Origin of the sequence: Nocardioides sp. zg-DK7169, assembly GCF_013155365.1 — a bacterium.
Taxonomy (GTDB): domain Bacteria; phylum Actinomycetota; class Actinomycetes; order Propionibacteriales; family Nocardioidaceae; genus Nocardioides.
Map to the genome: position 1 here is coordinate 42,701 of NZ_JABJRA010000015.1, position 14,673 is coordinate 57,373.

A 14,673-nucleotide genomic window follows, 5' to 3' on the forward strand; every position below is an offset into this window, starting at 1 on the left:
GCAAGCAACTTGTCGCCGTCAGGACGGCAGGTGGCGGGCCACCAGGTCGGCGAACCGACCCGCGTTCTCGGGCACCACGTCGAGGTAGAGGCCGGGCTCGATCAGCTCCAGCTCGCTCACCGCCCAGCCGCCCTCCCAGCGCATCAGGTCGACCCGGGCGTAGGTCAGGTCGGCTCCGGTGAGCCCGGCCGCCGCGCGGACGGCCTCTTCGGCGAGCACCGCCTGCTCCTCGCCCAGCGCGGTGGCGCGCGAGCGCCCGCCGTACAGCTCGTGCACGCGGATCTCCGCGCCGGCCACCGACTTCTCCACCTGGCTGGCGGCACCGCCCCCGAGCACGAACACCGAGACCTCCCCGGTGGTGCGCACCGACTCCACCAGCGGCTGGACCACCCACGGCGCCGCCGTCAGGCCCTCGAGGCGCTCGTCGGCCAGCGACTCCGCGACGACCACGCCCACCCCGCCGGCGCCGGTGCGCGGCTTCAGCACCACGCTCCCCCAGCGCTCGAGGGCGTCGCCCAGCCCGGCGACCAGCGTCGCGTCGTCCAGCAGCCCGGTCGGGACCGTGGGCACCAGGTCGGCCAGCTCGGTCAGGTAGGCCTTGTCGGCGTTCCAGGCGAAGACCTCCGGACCGTTGAGCAGCCGCGTCGAGACCGAGGTGCGGCGCGCCCAGGCCAGGAACTCCGGGGTGCGCCGGTGGTAGTCCCAGGTGGAGCGCACGGCGACCAGCCGTGCTGCCGCCCAGTCGACGTCCGGGTCGTCCCAGCAGGCCCAGGCCGCACCGACCCCGCGCTCGGCCAGCGCGTCCACCAGCAGCTCACCGCCCGGCTCGCCGTCGGGCATCAGGGCGAAGGTCGCGAGCAGCACGTCGGTCACCCCGCGAGACTAGGACGCGGCGACTGTCGATCGGGGCCCGGGCCGCGCGTCATCGTGGTGACCCACCACCACGACCGGCGACCGAACGACACCGAGAAGAGGAACCGCGATGACCGAGTACGTCGTACTGCTGCCCGGGGACGAGAGCACCTGGGAGGCCGCGACCGCCGACGAGCGGGCCGCGACCTACGCCCGGCACGAGGAGTTCGCCCGTCTGCTCGCCGAGCGCGGCCACCGCGTCACCGGCGGGGCGGAGCTGACCCACTCGCGCACCGCCCGGACGGTCCGTCGCGCCCCGGACGGCACGACCACCGTGACCGACGGGCCGTACGCCGAGACCGTGGAGCAGCTCAGCGGGTTCTACCTCGTCGAGAGCGACGACCTCGACGACCTGCTCGAGATCTGTGCGCTGCTGGTCGACGCGGACGGCGGCGTCGAGGTGCGCGAGACGGTCGCCTACGAGGAGGACCCGGCGTGAGGTTCGTGCTGCTGATGGCGGAGGAGGACCACTTCGCCCGCTGGGAGTCCGCCGACGCCGTCCTGCGCGAGCGGGTCGTCGCCGACTTCGCCGCGTTCGACCGGGCGGTGCAGGCCAGGGGCAGCATCCTGGCCGGGGAGGCGCTGGAGCATCCGGCCACGGCGCGCACGGTCCGCCCCGGGGCGGACCGTCCGGTCGCCGAGGTGGAACTCTGAGCCCGCTCGAGGAGCTCCTGCGCGCCGAGTGGGGCCGGCTGCTCGCCCTGCTCGTCGCGCACTACCGGCGCCTCGACCTGGCCGAGGACGCGCTGGCGGAGGCGTTCGAGGCCGCGGCGCGGACCTGGACCGAGCCGCCGGACAACCCCGCTGCCTGGCTGCTCACCGCGGCGCGTCGGCGACTGCTGGACCGGCTGCGCGCCGAGGCGGTCGCGGCACGGCACCGACCCACGATGGAGGCGGAGGCCTCGCGGAGCGCCGAGACCGCCCGCACGATGGCCGACCCGGGCGGGCTGCTGGAGGACGAGCGGCTGCGGCTGGTGCTGCTCTGCGCCCACCCGCGCCTGTCCCGCGAGGCCGCCGCCGCGCTGAGCCTGCGGCTGGTGCTCGGCGTGCCGACCGAGGACGTGGCCCGGCTGTTCCTGGTGAGCACCCCGACCATGGCCGCCCGGCTGACCCGGGCGCGCAAGCGCCTCGCCGACGTCCGGCCCGACGTGCCGACCGGCGAGGCGCTGGCCGAGCGGGTCGGCGTGGTCGCCGACGTCGCCTACCTCGCGTTCACCGCCGGCTACGCGCCCGGCAGCGGCGCCGACCCCCTGCGCGCGGAGCTCGCCGGGGAGGCGGTCCGGCTGGTGCGGGTGCTGCGCGAGGTGCTGCCCGAGCCGGTGGCGGAGGTCGACGCGCTGCTCGCCCTCGTCCTGCTCCAGCACTCCCGCCGCGACGCCCGGGTCGCCGACGGCAGGCTGGTGCTGCTGCCCGAGCAGGACCGCTCGCGCTGGCACCTCGAGGAGATCGGCGAGGCCCTCGCCCTGCTCCGCCCGCTCGTGCACGCGCCGCCCGCGCCGTACCTGCTCCAGGCACTGATCGCCGCCGAGCACGCGATCGCGCCGTCGTCCGAGGCGACCGCCTGGGACCGGATCGTGGCCCGCTACGACGAGCTGCTGGTGCTGCGGGACTCCCCGGTGGTGCGGCTCAACCGCGCCGTCGCGCTCGCCGAGGCGCAGGGTCCCGCGACCGGTCTGGCGGCGCTCGACGGCGTCGCGCTGCCCGGCCACCGGCTGCCCGCCGCCCGCGCCGAGCTGCTCGCCCGACTGGGCCGCACGGCCGAGGCCCGCACGGCGTACGACACGGCGATCGCGCTGTGCGACAACGCCGCCGAGGCCGACCACCTGCGGCGCCGTCGCGACGCAGGCCTCGGGTGACTCAGCCGACGAGGACCACCGGCTCGTGGGTGACCGGGAAGCTCACCGACGCGGCGATGAAGCAGTTGGCCGAGGCCTCGCGGTGGATCTCGCGGGCCAGCGCGACCTGGTCGGGGTCGGTGATCGTGACCTGCGGGTGCAGCACGACCGAGGTGAACCGGCCGCCCTGCCCGACCTGCTCCATGGTGCCGACGGGTGCGTCGGCGTAGCCGGTGACCACGATGCCGTGCTGGACCGCGGAGTGCAGGTAGGACAGCAGGTGGCACTGGCCGAGCGCCGCGAGCAGCAGCTCCTCGGGGTTCCAGCGCGAGCCGTCGCCGCGGAACGGGACGTCGGCCGAGCCCGCCAGGTCCGGCTTGCCGTCGGCGCGGACCAGGACGTCGCGGCCGTAGTCGCGGTAGCCGCTCGTGCCGGAGCCGCGGTTGCCCTGCCAGGTCAGGTCGAGGCGGTAGTGGTGCTCCACGCGGCCCACCCTAGGGGCCGTGGCCCCCGGGGTGCGCCGCCCGTGGTTCAGCAGCCGCCGGCGACCGCGGGAATGACCGAGACCTGGGCGCCGTCGGGCGTCGCGGTGCCGAGGTCGTCGAGGAAGCGGACGTCCTCGTTGCCGACGTAGACGTTGACGAAGCGGCGCAGCGCGCCGTTGTCGTCGAGGATGCGGCCCTTGATGCCGGCGAAGTTGGCCTCGAGGTCGTCGAGGACCTCCGCCAGGGTCGCGCCGGTGGCGCTGACCTCGGACTCGCCACCGGTGTAGGTGCGAAGGATGGTCGGGATCCGGACGGAAACGCTCACGGCTGCTCCTGTGGTGCGACGTGCGGGGCGGGGAAGGTGGCGGAGCCGGGTCAGACGACGCCGGAGGCGCGGAACGCCGCGTAGTTCGGCTCGATGGTGGCGCGGGCGCCGACCACGTCGGCCACCGCGTCGAGGGTCTTCAGGCCGTGGCCGGTGTTGATGACCACCGTCTCCAGGCTGGTGTCGAGCTGGCCGGTCTCGACGAGCTTCTTCAGCACGCCCACCGTGGTGCCGCCGGCCGTCTCGGTGAAGATGCCCTCGGTGCGGGCCAGCAGCACGATCGCCTCACGGACCTCGTCGTCGGTGATGTCCTCGACCGCTCCCCCGGTCTGGCGGCACACGTCGAGGACGTAGATGCCGTCGGCGGGGTTGCCGATCGCGAGGCTCTTGGCGATGGTGTCGGGCTTGACCGGGCGGATCGCGTCGACGCCGGACTTGTAGGCGACCGAGACCGGCGAGCAGCCGGTGGCCTGGGCGCCGTACACCTTGTAGGGCTTGTCCTCGACGAGGCCGAGCTTGATCAGCTCCTGGAAGGCCTTGTGCACCTTGGTGAGCTGCGAGCCGGAGGCGACCGGGATGACGATCTGGTCGGGCAGGCGCCAGCCCAGCTGCTCGGCGATCTCGTAGCCGAGGGTCTTGGAGCCCTCGGCGTAGTACGGGCGAACGTTGACGTTGACGAACGCCCAGCCGTCCTCCTCGCCCGCGATCTCGCTGGCGAGCTTGTTGACGTCGTCGTAGTTGCCGTTCACGGCGACCAGCGAGTCGGTGTAGATCGCAGAGTTGATCTGCTTGGGCTTCTCCAGGTTGCTCGGGATGAAGACGACCGTCTTGATCCCGGCGCGGGCGCCGGCCGCAGCCACCGCGTTGGCGAGGTTGCCGGTCGAGGGGCAGGCGAAGACCGAGCTGCCGAACTCGCGGGCCGCGCTCAGGGCGCAGGCCACCACGCGGTCCTTGAAGGAGTTGGTGGGGTTGGTGCTGTCGTCCTTCACCCACAGGTTGTCGATGCCGAGGGTGCGGCCGAGGTTGTTGGCCTTCAGCAGCCGGGTGAAGCCGGGCTCCATGTTGGGGCTGGTCTCGATGTCGCTCGGGACCGGCAGGAGCGCCTTGTAGCGCCAGATGTTGGCCGGGCCGGCCTCGATCTCCTCACGGGTGACGGCCGGGAACTCATAGGCGATCTCCAGCGGGCCGAAACACTCCGGACAGGCGTAGTGCGGCCCCAGCTCGACCTGGTGGCCACACTCGCGACAGCTCAGCCCGGTGGCGTGACCGAACGCGCCGTCGCGCAGCTCTCGACCAGCGGTGGCGACCTGGGTGGACTCGGTGACAACGGCGCTCATGAAGGACCTCCTTCTCATCTTCTCCGGCTGCGACCATCGCGCCGGACGGAATTGGCACCGTTTCCACGATCCGATCCCTGGCGGGAGGCGGAGGCTCGTGGCGGTTGCCGGGACTTCTTCGGGCCGTATCCCTCAGTCCCTCTTGATGAGCAGGCCCCACCTTACGGGTCGCCCTCCGGCTCCGCGCACCGGTCCCGGGATGTGGACCCGGCGGGGTGTCGGCGGGTCGCTCCCGCCGAAGTGCTGGGCCGACGTCGGTCCCCGCCATCGGTCGGCCCTGGCGAGACCCAGCACTGCGTTGGTCGCGCTCGTCGAGACGCCTGGGTGTGATGCCTCAGGACATCGGTGACACTTCGGGGTTCTTGGATCGGGTCCGGAGGGTCGGCCGTTGCCGACGTAACGGACGCCGCGAGGTGGGGGGTGTGTTCGGCCAGGATCTCGCCGTCGATCGACGGATCGACCGGTCCGGCTTCGGGCGAGGTGCTTCGATGGCTGCGTCGTCTCCCAAGCCCCAACGTCGCGGCAAGTGGCCGCTTGTCGAGGTAGCGGAACAGAACGTCTTGCGGCCGATCTCGTGCTGGGCGCGAAGGTCGACACCGCCCCGCGGGAGCGTTGTCGGGCCACCGAGCAGTCGCGAGGCGGACACGAGGATCAACAGGCTCGTTGGTAGCGGGCACTGCCCCAGCCAGCCAGAAGTGTCACTACCAAGCACCCCGGTTGCGTCACCGATGTCTGACACAGCACCGTCACCGATGCCCTGCGAGATGACATCCAGACGCCGGGGAAACACCCTTGCCGTCGAACATGCGTTCGAGTAAAATGAGGCATGGCCTCCCCCGAACTCCCCGACTGCGACACCCCAGCCGCCGTGCTGGCGTTCGTGGAGGCGCAGCGGGCCGCCGCCCAGGCTGCGGAGGTCAAGGTCCTCCAGGGGGCTCTGGCGTGGGCGGCGATGCACCCGGAGGAGTTGGTCTCGACGAGCTCGACCAACGGGGTCGCCGGACTGATCTTCGCCGAGATCGCCGTCCCGCTCGCCGGTGAGGGGACCCCGCTGGTGGCAGAGTTCGCGCCGATGGAGCTCGGTGCCGCACTCGGCCTCTCGACCGACTCCGCGAAGTCGCTCATCGGCGACGCCCTCGAGCTGGCCCACCGGCTGAAGCGAACCTGGGCCCTCGTTCGGGCCGGCGAGGTCCCCGCCTGGAAGGCCCGCCGGGTCGCCCAGCTGACCACGACCCTTCCGCTCGCGGGCGCGGAGTACGTCGACCGCCAGCTCGCCCCCGTCGTGGCGAAGATCGGGTTCGCAGCCATCGGCCGGCTGGTCGAGCACGCCCGGGTCACCTTCGACCCTGAAGGTGCCGAGAAGCAGCGCCGTCAGGCAGCCGACGGGCGCCGCTTCGACGTGCACACCGAGTCGGCCGACTTCGACGGCACCGTCCAGGTCGAGGGCACCCTCGACCTCGCGGACGCGCTCGATCTCGACGCCGCGATCCGCCAGGGCGCCCAGGAGCTCGCCGCCCTCGGCTCGGAGGAGTCCCTGGACGTACGCCGCTCGATGGCCGCCGGCGAGCTCGCCCGGCGCCAGCTCACCTTGGACCTGATGGCCGAGGCCGGCGGGACCGCGGCGGTGGTGAAGCCGCGGCAGGTCGTCATCCACGTCCATCTGTCCCACGCCGCGATCGGCCGCGACGAGGCGGGCATCGCCCGGGTCGAGGAGACCCGCTCGATCGTCTCGACCGACCAGGTCCGCGAGTGGTGCAGCGGCGACGCCCAGGTCGTCATCAAGCCGGTCATCGACCTCGACGCCCACCACCACACCGCCGCCTACGCCGTGCCGGACCGCCTGGTCGAGCAGACCCGTCTCATCCAACCGAGCTGCGCCTTCCCGTGGTGCGAGAGACCAGCCCGACGCTGCGACACCGACCACGTCGTCGCCCACGGCGACGGAGGCCCGACATGCAGCTGCAACCTGGCCCCGCTCTGCCGACGACATCATCGGGCCAAGACCCACGCCGGGTGGACCTACGAGACGACCGCGCCGGCGACCTACCTCTGGCGATCGCCCCACGGCCTCCACCTCGAGAAGGACCACGGCACCACCCGTCTCCTCACCGCACACCCACCGGACGAGTGAACCCGAGCGTCAGGTCGACGGCGCGCACCCCTACCTGCGGTTCACCGCAGACTTCGAGAACAACGACGGCTCCATCATTGACGGGCAGGCCTAGGGGTTCCGCCTCGACCGCGACGACGCCAACCGCTGGCACGTCATCGAGGCCGGCGCCGGCTGACGCTGCCCGGCGCAGGTCGGTGTCGACCAGCGGTTCGCTCAGGCGTCGACGGGGGCGTGGGCGGCGCGGATGTCGGCGGCGAGCCGGCGCAGCAGGGCGACGACGCCCTCGGGGCCGTGGACGACGACGTCGGAGCGACCCATCAGGGCGCTCTCCTCCTCGGAGGCGGAGCAGACCAGCAGGGTGGGCATGCCGGAGTCGGCCAGCGCGGTGACCGCGTCGAAGGCCTCCAGGTCGCCGAGGTCGTCGCCGGCGAACAGGAAGCCGCCGGCGTCGACCTCGCGGACCAGCGCCTCGACCGCCTTGCCCTTGTCCATGCCCGGGGCCCGGACCTCGATGACCTGGCGGCCGGGCTCGATGCTCAGCCCGTTGCGGGCGGCGAGGTCGCGCAGCACCGGGAGCAGCCGGGCGAACGCCTCCTCCGAGTCGGGGAGGCGACGGGTGTGGACGGCGTGGGCGAGGCCCTTGTCCTCGACCCAGGCGTCCTGGGTGCCGGTCTCGCGCAGCACGCGGGGCAGGTCGCGCAGGAACGTCGCCAGTCCCTGGGGCGGGCGCGGGGAGACGATGCGTCGGCGCGTGGAGCTCCAGCGCTCGTTGCCGTACTGGCCGAAGAGGAAGAGCTCGCGACCGGTCTCGCCGATCGCGTTGCCGACCTCCTCGAGGCCACCGAGGTCGAGCGCCTGGCGGGCCGGGCGCCCGGTCACGACGGCGATCGCGGCGACCTCGCCGGCGAGGTCGACCAGCGCGGGCCCGGCGTCCGGGTGGATGTGGGCCTGTTCGGGGTCATCGACGATGGGGGACAGCGTGCCGTCGAAGTCACAGGCGACGACCGCGCGAGGCGCGGCGCGCACGAACTCGGCGTACTTCTGCTCCCCCGCGGGCGAGGTGAACTCCATCCCTCAAGCCTCCCACGCCGCCCTGCGAGCAGGTACGGCGGAGGTCACCCAGCGGGCGGTCAGCCCAGCGGGCCGGTCAGGATGATCGTGAGCCGGTCGAACTTCATCGGCGCGACGGCGGTCTGCACCCGCTCGATGCCCAGGTCCTTCGCGAGCACCGCAGCGGCACGCTCGAGGCGAGCCGGGTGGTAGACGGTGGTGGCCGGGATCGTGCCGTACCAGTTGTCGGCACCGACGACCTGCCAGCCGGCGCCGCTGGCGCGCGAGGAGACGTCGCCGGCGAGCCCGGAGATGCCGGAGTTGTTGTAGACCTCGACGTAGACCTTGGCGCGGTCGACGGCGGGCTTGCGCTTCTTCTTGCGCGGCTCGCGGGCCGGCTCCGAGGCGGAGGGCTCGGCGGTCGGTGTCCCGGTGCTCTCGGGCTGGGCGACCGGCGTGATGTCGCGCTCCGCCGGCTCGTCGGCACGGGTCGCCACGAAGGCCACCGCGGCCATGACGACGGCGACGATGCTGAGGAGCACCACCGGGGAGGGGAAGACGCCGCTGCGCTGGAGACGTGCCATGGCCGGTCTCAGACCTCGAAGCCGAGCCGGCGCGCGGAGCGCTGGCGCTGACGGGCGGCACGCAGGCGACGCAGCCGGCGCACCAGCAGCGGGTCGGCCTCGAGCGCCTCGGGACGGTCGATCAGGGCGTTGAGCACCTGGTAGTAGCGCGTGGAGCTCATGTCGAACTCCTCGCGGACGGCCGTCTCCTTGGCGCCGGCGTACTTCCACCACTGGCGCTCGAAGGCGAGGATCCGGGTGTCGCGGTCGCTCAGACCGGACGGGGTGTCGTCCGCGGTGTCGTGGAGTGCGTTCGCGGCATCCATGCGATGTCTCCCTGAGGTGCGGCTGCGGTGTGGCTGAGGTGCGCGGGGCAGGCATGCCTGCGCGGGTCCGCCGCCCACTGTAGACGTCGAACGACATCGATGTCATTCAACGCCTCCGACGGGTGTGGCGGGCGTCGCTAGGGTCGCGGGATGACAGCCAGCTCCCGACCCGTGCGCTGGGGCATCCTGGCCACCGGGAAGATCGCCCACTCCTTCGCCCGTGACCTGCGCCTGGTCCCCGGGACCGAGCTCGTGGCGGTCGGGTCGCGCCGCGAGGAGTCCGCGCGCCGCTTCGCGGCCGAGTACGACGTACCGCACGCCCACGGCAGCTACGCCGACCTGGTCGCGGACCCCGACGTCGAGGTCGTGTACGTCGCCAGCCCCCACGCCCTGCACCTGGAGCACGCCCGGCTGGCCTTCGAGGCCGGCAAGCACGTCGTGTGCGAGAAGCCGCTGACGCTCTCGCGCGCCGAGGGCGAGGAGATGGTGCGCCTGGCCCACGAGCACGACCGGTTCCTGATGGAGGCGATGTGGACCGCGACCCACCCGGTCGTGCGCCGGCTGGTCGCCGAGGTCCACGCCGGGCGCTTCGGCACCCCGCACCAGCTGCACGCCGAGCTCGGCTTCCGCGTCGACGTGCCGCCGCAGGACCGGATGCTCAACCCCGACCTGGGCGGCGGCGCGCTGCTCGACATGGGCGTCTACCCGCTGACCTTCGCCCACCTGCTGCTCGGCGAGGCCACCGAGCTGCGCGGTGTGGCCACCCTCTCCCCCGCGGGCATCGACCTCGACGTCGCGATCACCGGGCGCTACCCCGGCGGCGCGCTGGCCACGATGGGCGCCTCGATGACCTCGTGGTCCTCGCGCACCGCCTCCCTCGCCACCGACCTCGGGCGCCTGGTCGTGGAGGACTTCCACCACCCCGCCACCGCCCGCTTCGTGCCGTACGACGAGGACGGCCCCGGCGAGCCGGTCGTGCTGAGCGGCGCGGAGCCGGTGATCGGGCGCGGCTACGGCAACGAGGCGGCCGAGGCCGCTCGCTGCATCCGCGAGGGGCTGCGCGAGAGCCCGCTGGTCCCCCACCACCAGACGCTCACCCTGCTGGGCCAGCTCGACGACCTGCGCGCGCAGATCGGGGTGTCCTACCCCGGCGCCTGAGCCCGCAGGTAGCGCACCACGGCCAGCACCCGGCGGTGCGCGGCGTCGTCGTCGGGGCGCAGCCCGAGCTTGGCGAAGATCCGCTGGGTGTGCTTCTCCACCGCGCCCCCGGTGACCACCATGGTCTCGGCGATCGCGGCGTTGGACCGGCCCTCGGCCATCAGCACCAGCACCTCGCGCTCGCGCGGCGTCAGCGAGGCGACCGGGTCACGGCGGCGCCCCATCAGCTGGCGCACCACCTGCGGGTCCAGCGCGGTCCCGCCGCCGGCGACGGTCTCCAGGTCGGCGAGGAAGGTGTCCAGGTCGGCGACCCGGTCCTTGAGCAGGTAGCCCACCCCGCCCTCGCCGGCCGCGAGCAGGTCGTCGGCGTAGGAGGCCTCGACGTACTGCGACAGCACCAGGACCCGGGCCGCGGGCCAGGCCCGGCGCACCTCGACGGCGGCGCGCAGCCCCTCGTCGGTGTGCGTCGGGGGCATCCGCACGTCGACGATCCCGAGGTCGGGACGCTGCTCGAGCACCGCGGCGACGAACGACGGCCCGTCCCCCACCGCGGCGACCACCTCGTGACCCGCCTCCGCCAGCAGCAGCTGGAGCCCCTCGCGCAGGAGGAAGGAGTCATCGGCGACGACGATCCTCATCCGGCCCCCAGGGGGATCCGCGCGGTCAGGACCGTCGGCCCGCCGCCCGGCGAGTCGACGTCGAGGCGACCCTCGGCCGCGGCGACCCGCTGGGCGAGGCCGGACAGGCCCAGCCCCTTCGCCGGGTGCGCCCCGCCGACGCCGTCGTCCTGGACGCGCACCACCAAGTCGCCGGCGTCCTCGCAGACCTCGAGGCGCGCGCAGGACGCGGCGCTGTGCTTCGCGACGTTGGTGAGCGCCTCGCTGGCCACGAAGTACGCCGTGGTCTCCACGTGCGGGGCCAGCGCGGCCTGCTCGGGCACCTGCACCCACGCCTCGACCGGGACGGCGCTGCGCGCGGCGAGGTCCTCCAGGGCGACCCGCAGGCCGCGGTCGACCAGCAGCGGCGGGGCGATGCCGCGGGAGAGCCGGCGCAGCTCCTCGACGGTCTCGCGGGCCTGCTCGAGCGCCCCGTCGATGGTCGCGCCCACCCCGGCGGGGTCGCGGTCGAGCTGGCGGCGGGCCCGGCCCAGGTCCATGCTCAGCCGCACCAGCCGCTGCTGCGGGCCGTCGTGGATGTCGCGCTCGAGGCGGCGCAGCGAGGCGGCCTCCGCCTCGCGGGCGGCGGTGCGGCCGTCCTCGACCCGGCGCACCTGCGCCTGGAGGTCGGCGCGGCCCGAGAGCAGCACCCAGGCGGTGCCGGCGTTCAGCAGGGTGACCAGCCGGACGGCGTACGGCAGGGTCAGCGCGGCGATCGCGCCGACGGCGAGGTTGAGCAGGCTCTCGGCCACCCGCCCGGAGCCCAGGCCGAGCAGCTCGGCGAGCCCGCCCTCGTCCCCGGCCGGCAGGAACACCTGCCAGGCCCAGTAGGTCAGCCCGCCGAGCGCGACGGCCCACCACAGGACCGTCACTGCGAACGCCAGCGTCCCCGTGACCAGCCCGACCACGCACCACGCCACGTCGAGCCATGACTGCGGGTCGCGCAGCGACGTCATGCCGCGGCGCCAGATCCCGGAGCCGCGGGGGGCGCACAGGTACGCCGGGGTCGGCGCCGGGCGCCCGAGCATCGCGCGCTGGCGGTACCGCTCGAGCCGGGCGACGCCACGGGCGACCTGGGTGGCCAGCGCCAGCAGCAGCACACCGCCGACCACGACCGAGAGCCCGACGCCCAGGGCCAGGTCCACCACCACCAGCACGAACGCCGGCACGGCCAGGGCGAACGCCGACACGGCGTACGTCGACTCCAGCAGCACCCGTCGTACGCCGCGGGGCGGGTCGGTCCTCATCACGTTCATCGTCTCGTCCATGGCCACCATGCTGGTCGCGCGCGGCCCTGCGCACGATCCTGCCAGCACCCGTCCTCGGGGTGGGGCCAGCCCGACACGCTGCCCGTGGTTGGGGCCGGACCCCTAGGGTGTGAGGCGTGCCGAACAACCTCGTGATCGTGGCCAACCGGCTCCCTGTCGATCGGGTGGAGCAGCCCGACGGCACCCCCGGTTGGCGTCTGTCCCCCGGCGGCCTCGTGACCGCCATCGAACCCGTGATGCGCGCCAACGACGGCGTCTGGCTGGGCTGGCCGGGTGGCACCGACGAGGACCTCGAGCCGTTCGAGCACGACGGCATGAACCTGGTGCCGATGTCGATGAGCGCCCAGGAGGTCGAGCGCTTCTACGAGGGGATGAGCAACGCCACCCTGTGGCCGCTCTACCACGACCTCGTCGCCAAGCCGCAGTTCCACCGCGAGTGGTGGGACTCCTACGTCGCGGTCAACCGCCGCTTCGCGGAGAAGGCCGCGGCGCTGGCCGCCGAGGGCGCGACGGTCTGGGTCCACGACTACCAGCTCCAGCTGGTCCCGCAGATGCTGCGCGAGCTGCGCCCGGACCTGCGCATCGGGTTCTACCTGCACATCCCGTTCCCGCCGGTGGAGCTGTTCCAGCAGCTGCCGTGGCGCCGCCAGATCCTCGAGGGCCTGCTGGGTGCCGACCTGGTCGGCTTCCAGGGCACCGGCGCGGCGCAGAACTTCGTGCGCCTGGTGCGCCAGCGCGTCGGGCACAAGACCCACCGCGACCTGGTCTACCTCCCCGACGGCCGCACCGTGCGAGCGCACGCCTTCCCGATCTCGATCGACTCCCAGGGCTTCGAGAAGCTGGCCACCTCGCCGTCGGTCATCGAGCGTGCGAGCGCGATCCGCGAGGCCCTCGGCAACCCCCGCAAGGTCTTCCTCGGCATCGACCGCCTCGACTACACCAAGGGCATCTACGCCCGCCTGCGCGCCTACGCCGAGCTGATCCAGGAGGGTCACGTCGACGTCGAGGACGCGGTGTTCGTGCAGGTCGCGGTGCCCTCGCGCGAGCAGGTCGAGCAGTACCGGATCCTGCGCGACGACATCGACCGCCTCGTCGGGCGCATCAACGGCGACCTGGGCCGCATCGGGCGCCCCGCGATCAGCTACCTGCACTCCTCCTACCCGCGCGAGGAGATGGCCGCGCTCTACCGCGCCGCCGACATCATGGTCGTCACGCCCTACCGCGACGGCATGAACCTCGTCGCCAAGGAGTACGTCGCGTGCCGCACCGACGCGACCGGTGCGCTGGTGCTCTCCGAGTTCGCCGGGGCGGCCGACGAGCTGCGCCAGGCGTGGCTGGTGAACCCCTACGACATCAACGGCATGAAGGCCGCCCTGCTCGACGCCTACCGCGCCGACGCCAAGGAGTCGACGCGCCGGATGAAGGCGATGCGTCGCACCGTCACCCAGCACGACGTCGCCCGCTGGGCGGAGAGCTTCATGACCGAGCTGGCCGACGTCCGCATCGATCACGGGAAGACGGTGCGCCCGCCCGCGCATTCCTGACACACTGCGCGAGCCATGAAGTCTGCTCGGGCGACGACGCGCCCTGCCTTGCCGTCGCTCGCGCTCCCGTTGGTCCTGCTGGTCCTGGCACTGCTGGTCGGCCTGCTCGCCGCGCTGCCCCCGCTGGGTGCCTCTCCCGCGCACGCCGCGGGGGCCAAGCGCCCGGTGCGGGTGATGTTCGTGGGCGACTCGATCACCCACGGGCGCACCGGCGACACGACGTACCGCTACTGGGTCTGGCGCGCCCTGGCCCAGCAGGGCGTCCCGGCGCACTTCGTCGGGCCGCAGACCGCGCTGAGCGGCGGGGAGACCTACCTGCGCACCGACCTGGGCTTCGAGACCGCCCATGCCGCGGCAGGCGGCTCGACCTACGCCGACCACCTGCCGCTGCTGCGCGCGCGGGTGCGCACCCACCGCCCGGACGTGATCGTGCTGGGCCTGGGCTTCAACGACGCCCGTGCCCACCGCGCCCCCGAGATCCTGGCCGACGTGCGCCGCTACGTCCGACGGGCCTGGCGCATCGACCCGCGGATCCGCTTCGTGCTCAACGAGGTGACCACCAGCACCGCGACCAAGGCCTTCACCAACGCCCGCCGCCTCGCCGTGAACGAGCGGCTGCACCGGCTCGCCGCCCGCGACGGGCGCCTCGAGGTGGCCCGGATCGTCTCGCGCGGCCCGCAGTCCTGGCGCCCCGAGCTGTACACCTACGACGGCACCCACCCGACGCCGACCGGCGAGACCAGCGTCGCCCAGGGCGTCGTGGCGGCCCTCCACGCGCACGGCGTCCTCCCGCAGGTCCCCCGGGTCTTCCGCCAGCAGACCTGGAAGCCCGGCCTGGGCGTGCAGGACGTCGCGGTGGACGGCCTCGAGCTGGTCGCGACCGTCGCCGAGCGGCGCACGGTCACCGCCAGCGCGGTGCAGGTGCTCGTCCTCGACCCCTCCGGCGCGACCGTGGCCAGCAGCGAGTGGACCCGCGACGCACGGGTCACGCTGAGCGTGCCCGGGCCCGAGCGCTACCGGCTGCGCGTGGTCGCCGCGCGCGGCACGATGACCGGCGCCCCCGGACCGGTCACCCCGGTCGTCGTCGGCGCGACCGGCTGA

At 73.4% G+C, this 14,673-nt stretch carries 16 protein-coding genes and 1 riboswitch; of the genes, 7 read left to right on the plus strand and 9 right to left on the minus strand.

Annotation, left to right across the window (positions count from 1 at the left end; all coding sequences use genetic code 11):
- Positions 1–18: 18 nt before the first annotated feature.
- Positions 19–873 carry a RimK family alpha-L-glutamate ligase gene (locus HOQ23_RS19070; RefSeq protein WP_172216935.1) on the minus strand — a complete coding sequence of 285 codons (855 nt, stop codon included), beginning with the start codon at positions 871–873 and terminating at the stop codon, positions 19–21.
- A gap of 109 nt (positions 874–982) precedes the next feature.
- On the opposite strand from HOQ23_RS19070, the gene HOQ23_RS19075 reads away from it, so the two are divergent.
- From HOQ23_RS19075 to HOQ23_RS19085, 3 genes are read left to right on the plus strand one after another with little or no spacing between them, the layout of a single operon-like run.
- Positions 983–1,351 carry a YciI family protein gene (locus HOQ23_RS19075; protein ID WP_172216937.1) on the plus strand — a complete coding sequence of 123 codons (369 nt, stop codon included), beginning with the start codon at positions 983–985 and terminating at the stop codon, positions 1,349–1,351.
- Complete coding sequence (locus HOQ23_RS19080) at positions 1,348–1,566, plus strand: hypothetical protein (protein ID WP_172216861.1); 219 nt, start codon at positions 1,348–1,350, stop codon at positions 1,564–1,566. The genes HOQ23_RS19075 and HOQ23_RS19080 overlap by 4 nt, the downstream gene beginning before the upstream one ends.
- Positions 1,567–1,613: 47 nt before the next feature.
- Complete coding sequence (locus tag HOQ23_RS19085) at positions 1,614–2,768, plus strand: RNA polymerase sigma factor (protein ID WP_253945714.1); 1,155 nt, start codon at positions 1,614–1,616, stop codon at positions 2,766–2,768.
- 1 nt (position 2,769) lies between these two features.
- Here HOQ23_RS19085 and HOQ23_RS19090 read toward each other — a convergent pair whose 3' ends face one another.
- Genes HOQ23_RS19090 through thrC form a run of 3 tightly spaced genes read right to left on the minus strand, consistent with a single transcriptional unit; the run spans position 2,770 to position 4,894 of the window.
- Entirely contained in the window at positions 2,770–3,231 is a 462-nt protein-coding gene (locus tag HOQ23_RS19090) for an OsmC family protein (protein ID WP_367650585.1), read from the minus strand.
- A 47-nt stretch (positions 3,232–3,278) separates the two neighbouring features.
- Positions 3,279–3,557, minus strand: a complete 279-nt coding sequence (locus tag HOQ23_RS19095; protein WP_172216941.1) for a MoaD/ThiS family protein — start codon at positions 3,555–3,557, stop codon at positions 3,279–3,281.
- A gap of 50 nt (positions 3,558–3,607) precedes the next feature.
- Entirely contained in the window at positions 3,608–4,894 is a 1,287-nt protein-coding gene (thrC, locus tag HOQ23_RS19100; RefSeq protein ID WP_172216943.1) for a threonine synthase, read from the minus strand.
- A gap of 11 nt (positions 4,895–4,905) precedes the next feature.
- Positions 4,906–5,046, minus strand: a riboswitch (SAM riboswitch).
- Between the two features lie 674 nt (positions 5,047–5,720).
- Between thrC and HOQ23_RS19105 the strand changes: the two genes are divergently transcribed.
- Positions 5,721–7,025 carry an HNH endonuclease signature motif containing protein gene (locus HOQ23_RS19105; RefSeq protein ID WP_172216945.1) on the plus strand — a complete coding sequence of 435 codons (1,305 nt, stop codon included), beginning with the start codon at positions 5,721–5,723 and terminating at the stop codon, positions 7,023–7,025.
- 195 nt (positions 7,026–7,220) lie between these two features.
- Here the strand turns inward: HOQ23_RS19105 and otsB are convergent, their stop codons facing one another.
- Genes otsB through HOQ23_RS19120 form a run of 3 tightly spaced genes read right to left on the minus strand, consistent with a single transcriptional unit; the run spans position 7,221 to position 8,946 of the window.
- Positions 7,221–8,078, minus strand: a complete 858-nt coding sequence (gene otsB / locus HOQ23_RS19110) for a trehalose-phosphatase (RefSeq protein ID WP_172216954.1) — start codon at positions 8,076–8,078, stop codon at positions 7,221–7,223.
- 59 nt (positions 8,079–8,137) lie between these two features.
- A complete protein-coding gene (locus tag HOQ23_RS19115; RefSeq protein ID WP_172216956.1) occupies positions 8,138–8,641 on the minus strand; it encodes a LytR C-terminal domain-containing protein in 504 nt (167 codons plus the stop codon).
- Positions 8,642–8,649: 8 nt separating this feature from the next.
- The gene (locus tag HOQ23_RS19120; RefSeq protein ID WP_153322036.1) at positions 8,650–8,946 is read right to left on the minus strand and encodes a DUF3263 domain-containing protein; all 297 of its coding nucleotides are present in this window, start codon (positions 8,944–8,946) and stop codon (positions 8,650–8,652) included.
- Positions 8,947–9,096: 150 nt separating this feature from the next.
- Here HOQ23_RS19120 and HOQ23_RS19125 point away from each other — a divergent pair, with 150 nt between their 5' ends.
- Positions 9,097–10,104: a Gfo/Idh/MocA family protein gene (locus tag HOQ23_RS19125; RefSeq protein WP_172216958.1), complete on the plus strand. Its 1,008-nt coding sequence runs from the start codon at positions 9,097–9,099 to the stop codon at positions 10,102–10,104.
- Here the strand turns inward: HOQ23_RS19125 and HOQ23_RS19130 are convergent.
- On the minus strand, positions 10,089–10,742 hold the full coding sequence (locus HOQ23_RS19130; protein WP_172216960.1) for a response regulator transcription factor: 654 nt from the start codon (positions 10,740–10,742) through the stop codon (positions 10,089–10,091). The genes HOQ23_RS19125 and HOQ23_RS19130 overlap by 16 nt on opposite strands.
- A complete protein-coding gene (locus HOQ23_RS19135; RefSeq protein ID WP_216654444.1) occupies positions 10,739–12,028 on the minus strand; it encodes a sensor histidine kinase in 1,290 nt (429 codons plus the stop codon). The genes HOQ23_RS19130 and HOQ23_RS19135 overlap by 4 nt, the downstream gene beginning before the upstream one ends.
- A 116-nt stretch (positions 12,029–12,144) precedes the next feature.
- On the opposite strand from HOQ23_RS19135, the gene HOQ23_RS19140 reads away from it, so the two are divergent.
- Together HOQ23_RS19140 and HOQ23_RS19145 are read left to right on the plus strand one after the other, a co-directional pair.
- Positions 12,145–13,572, plus strand: a complete 1,428-nt coding sequence (locus HOQ23_RS19140) for a trehalose-6-phosphate synthase (protein WP_172216962.1) — start codon at positions 12,145–12,147, stop codon at positions 13,570–13,572.
- Between the two features lie 15 nt (positions 13,573–13,587).
- Positions 13,588–14,673: an SGNH/GDSL hydrolase family protein gene (locus tag HOQ23_RS19145; RefSeq protein ID WP_172216964.1), complete on the plus strand. Its 1,086-nt coding sequence runs from the start codon at positions 13,588–13,590 to the stop codon at positions 14,671–14,673.

Bases quoted from the DNA above. Each gene is read 5' to 3' on its own strand.
- HOQ23_RS19075 (WP_172216937.1), top strand. From the start codon at position 983: ATGACCGAGTACGTCGTACTGCTGCCCGGGGACGAGAGCACCTGGGAG.
- thrC (WP_172216943.1), bottom strand. From the start codon at position 4,894: ATGAGCGCCGTTGTCACCGAGTCCACCCAGGTCGCCACCGCTGGTCGA.
- HOQ23_RS19105 (WP_172216945.1), top strand. From the start codon at position 5,721: ATGGCCTCCCCCGAACTCCCCGACTGCGACACCCCAGCCGCCGTGCTG.
- otsB (WP_172216954.1), bottom strand. From the start codon at position 8,078: ATGGAGTTCACCTCGCCCGCGGGGGAGCAGAAGTACGCCGAGTTCGTG.
- HOQ23_RS19115 (WP_172216956.1), bottom strand. From the start codon at position 8,641: ATGGCACGTCTCCAGCGCAGCGGCGTCTTCCCCTCCCCGGTGGTGCTC.
- HOQ23_RS19120 (WP_153322036.1), bottom strand. From the start codon at position 8,946: ATGGATGCCGCGAACGCACTCCACGACACCGCGGACGACACCCCGTCC.
- HOQ23_RS19125 (WP_172216958.1), top strand. From the start codon at position 9,097: ATGACAGCCAGCTCCCGACCCGTGCGCTGGGGCATCCTGGCCACCGGG.
- HOQ23_RS19130 (WP_172216960.1), bottom strand. From the start codon at position 10,742: ATGAGGATCGTCGTCGCCGATGACTCCTTCCTCCTGCGCGAGGGGCTC.
- HOQ23_RS19135 (WP_216654444.1), bottom strand. From the start codon at position 12,028: ATGGACGAGACGATGAACGTGATGAGGACCGACCCGCCCCGCGGCGTA.
- HOQ23_RS19145 (WP_172216964.1), top strand. From the start codon at position 13,588: ATGAAGTCTGCTCGGGCGACGACGCGCCCTGCCTTGCCGTCGCTCGCG.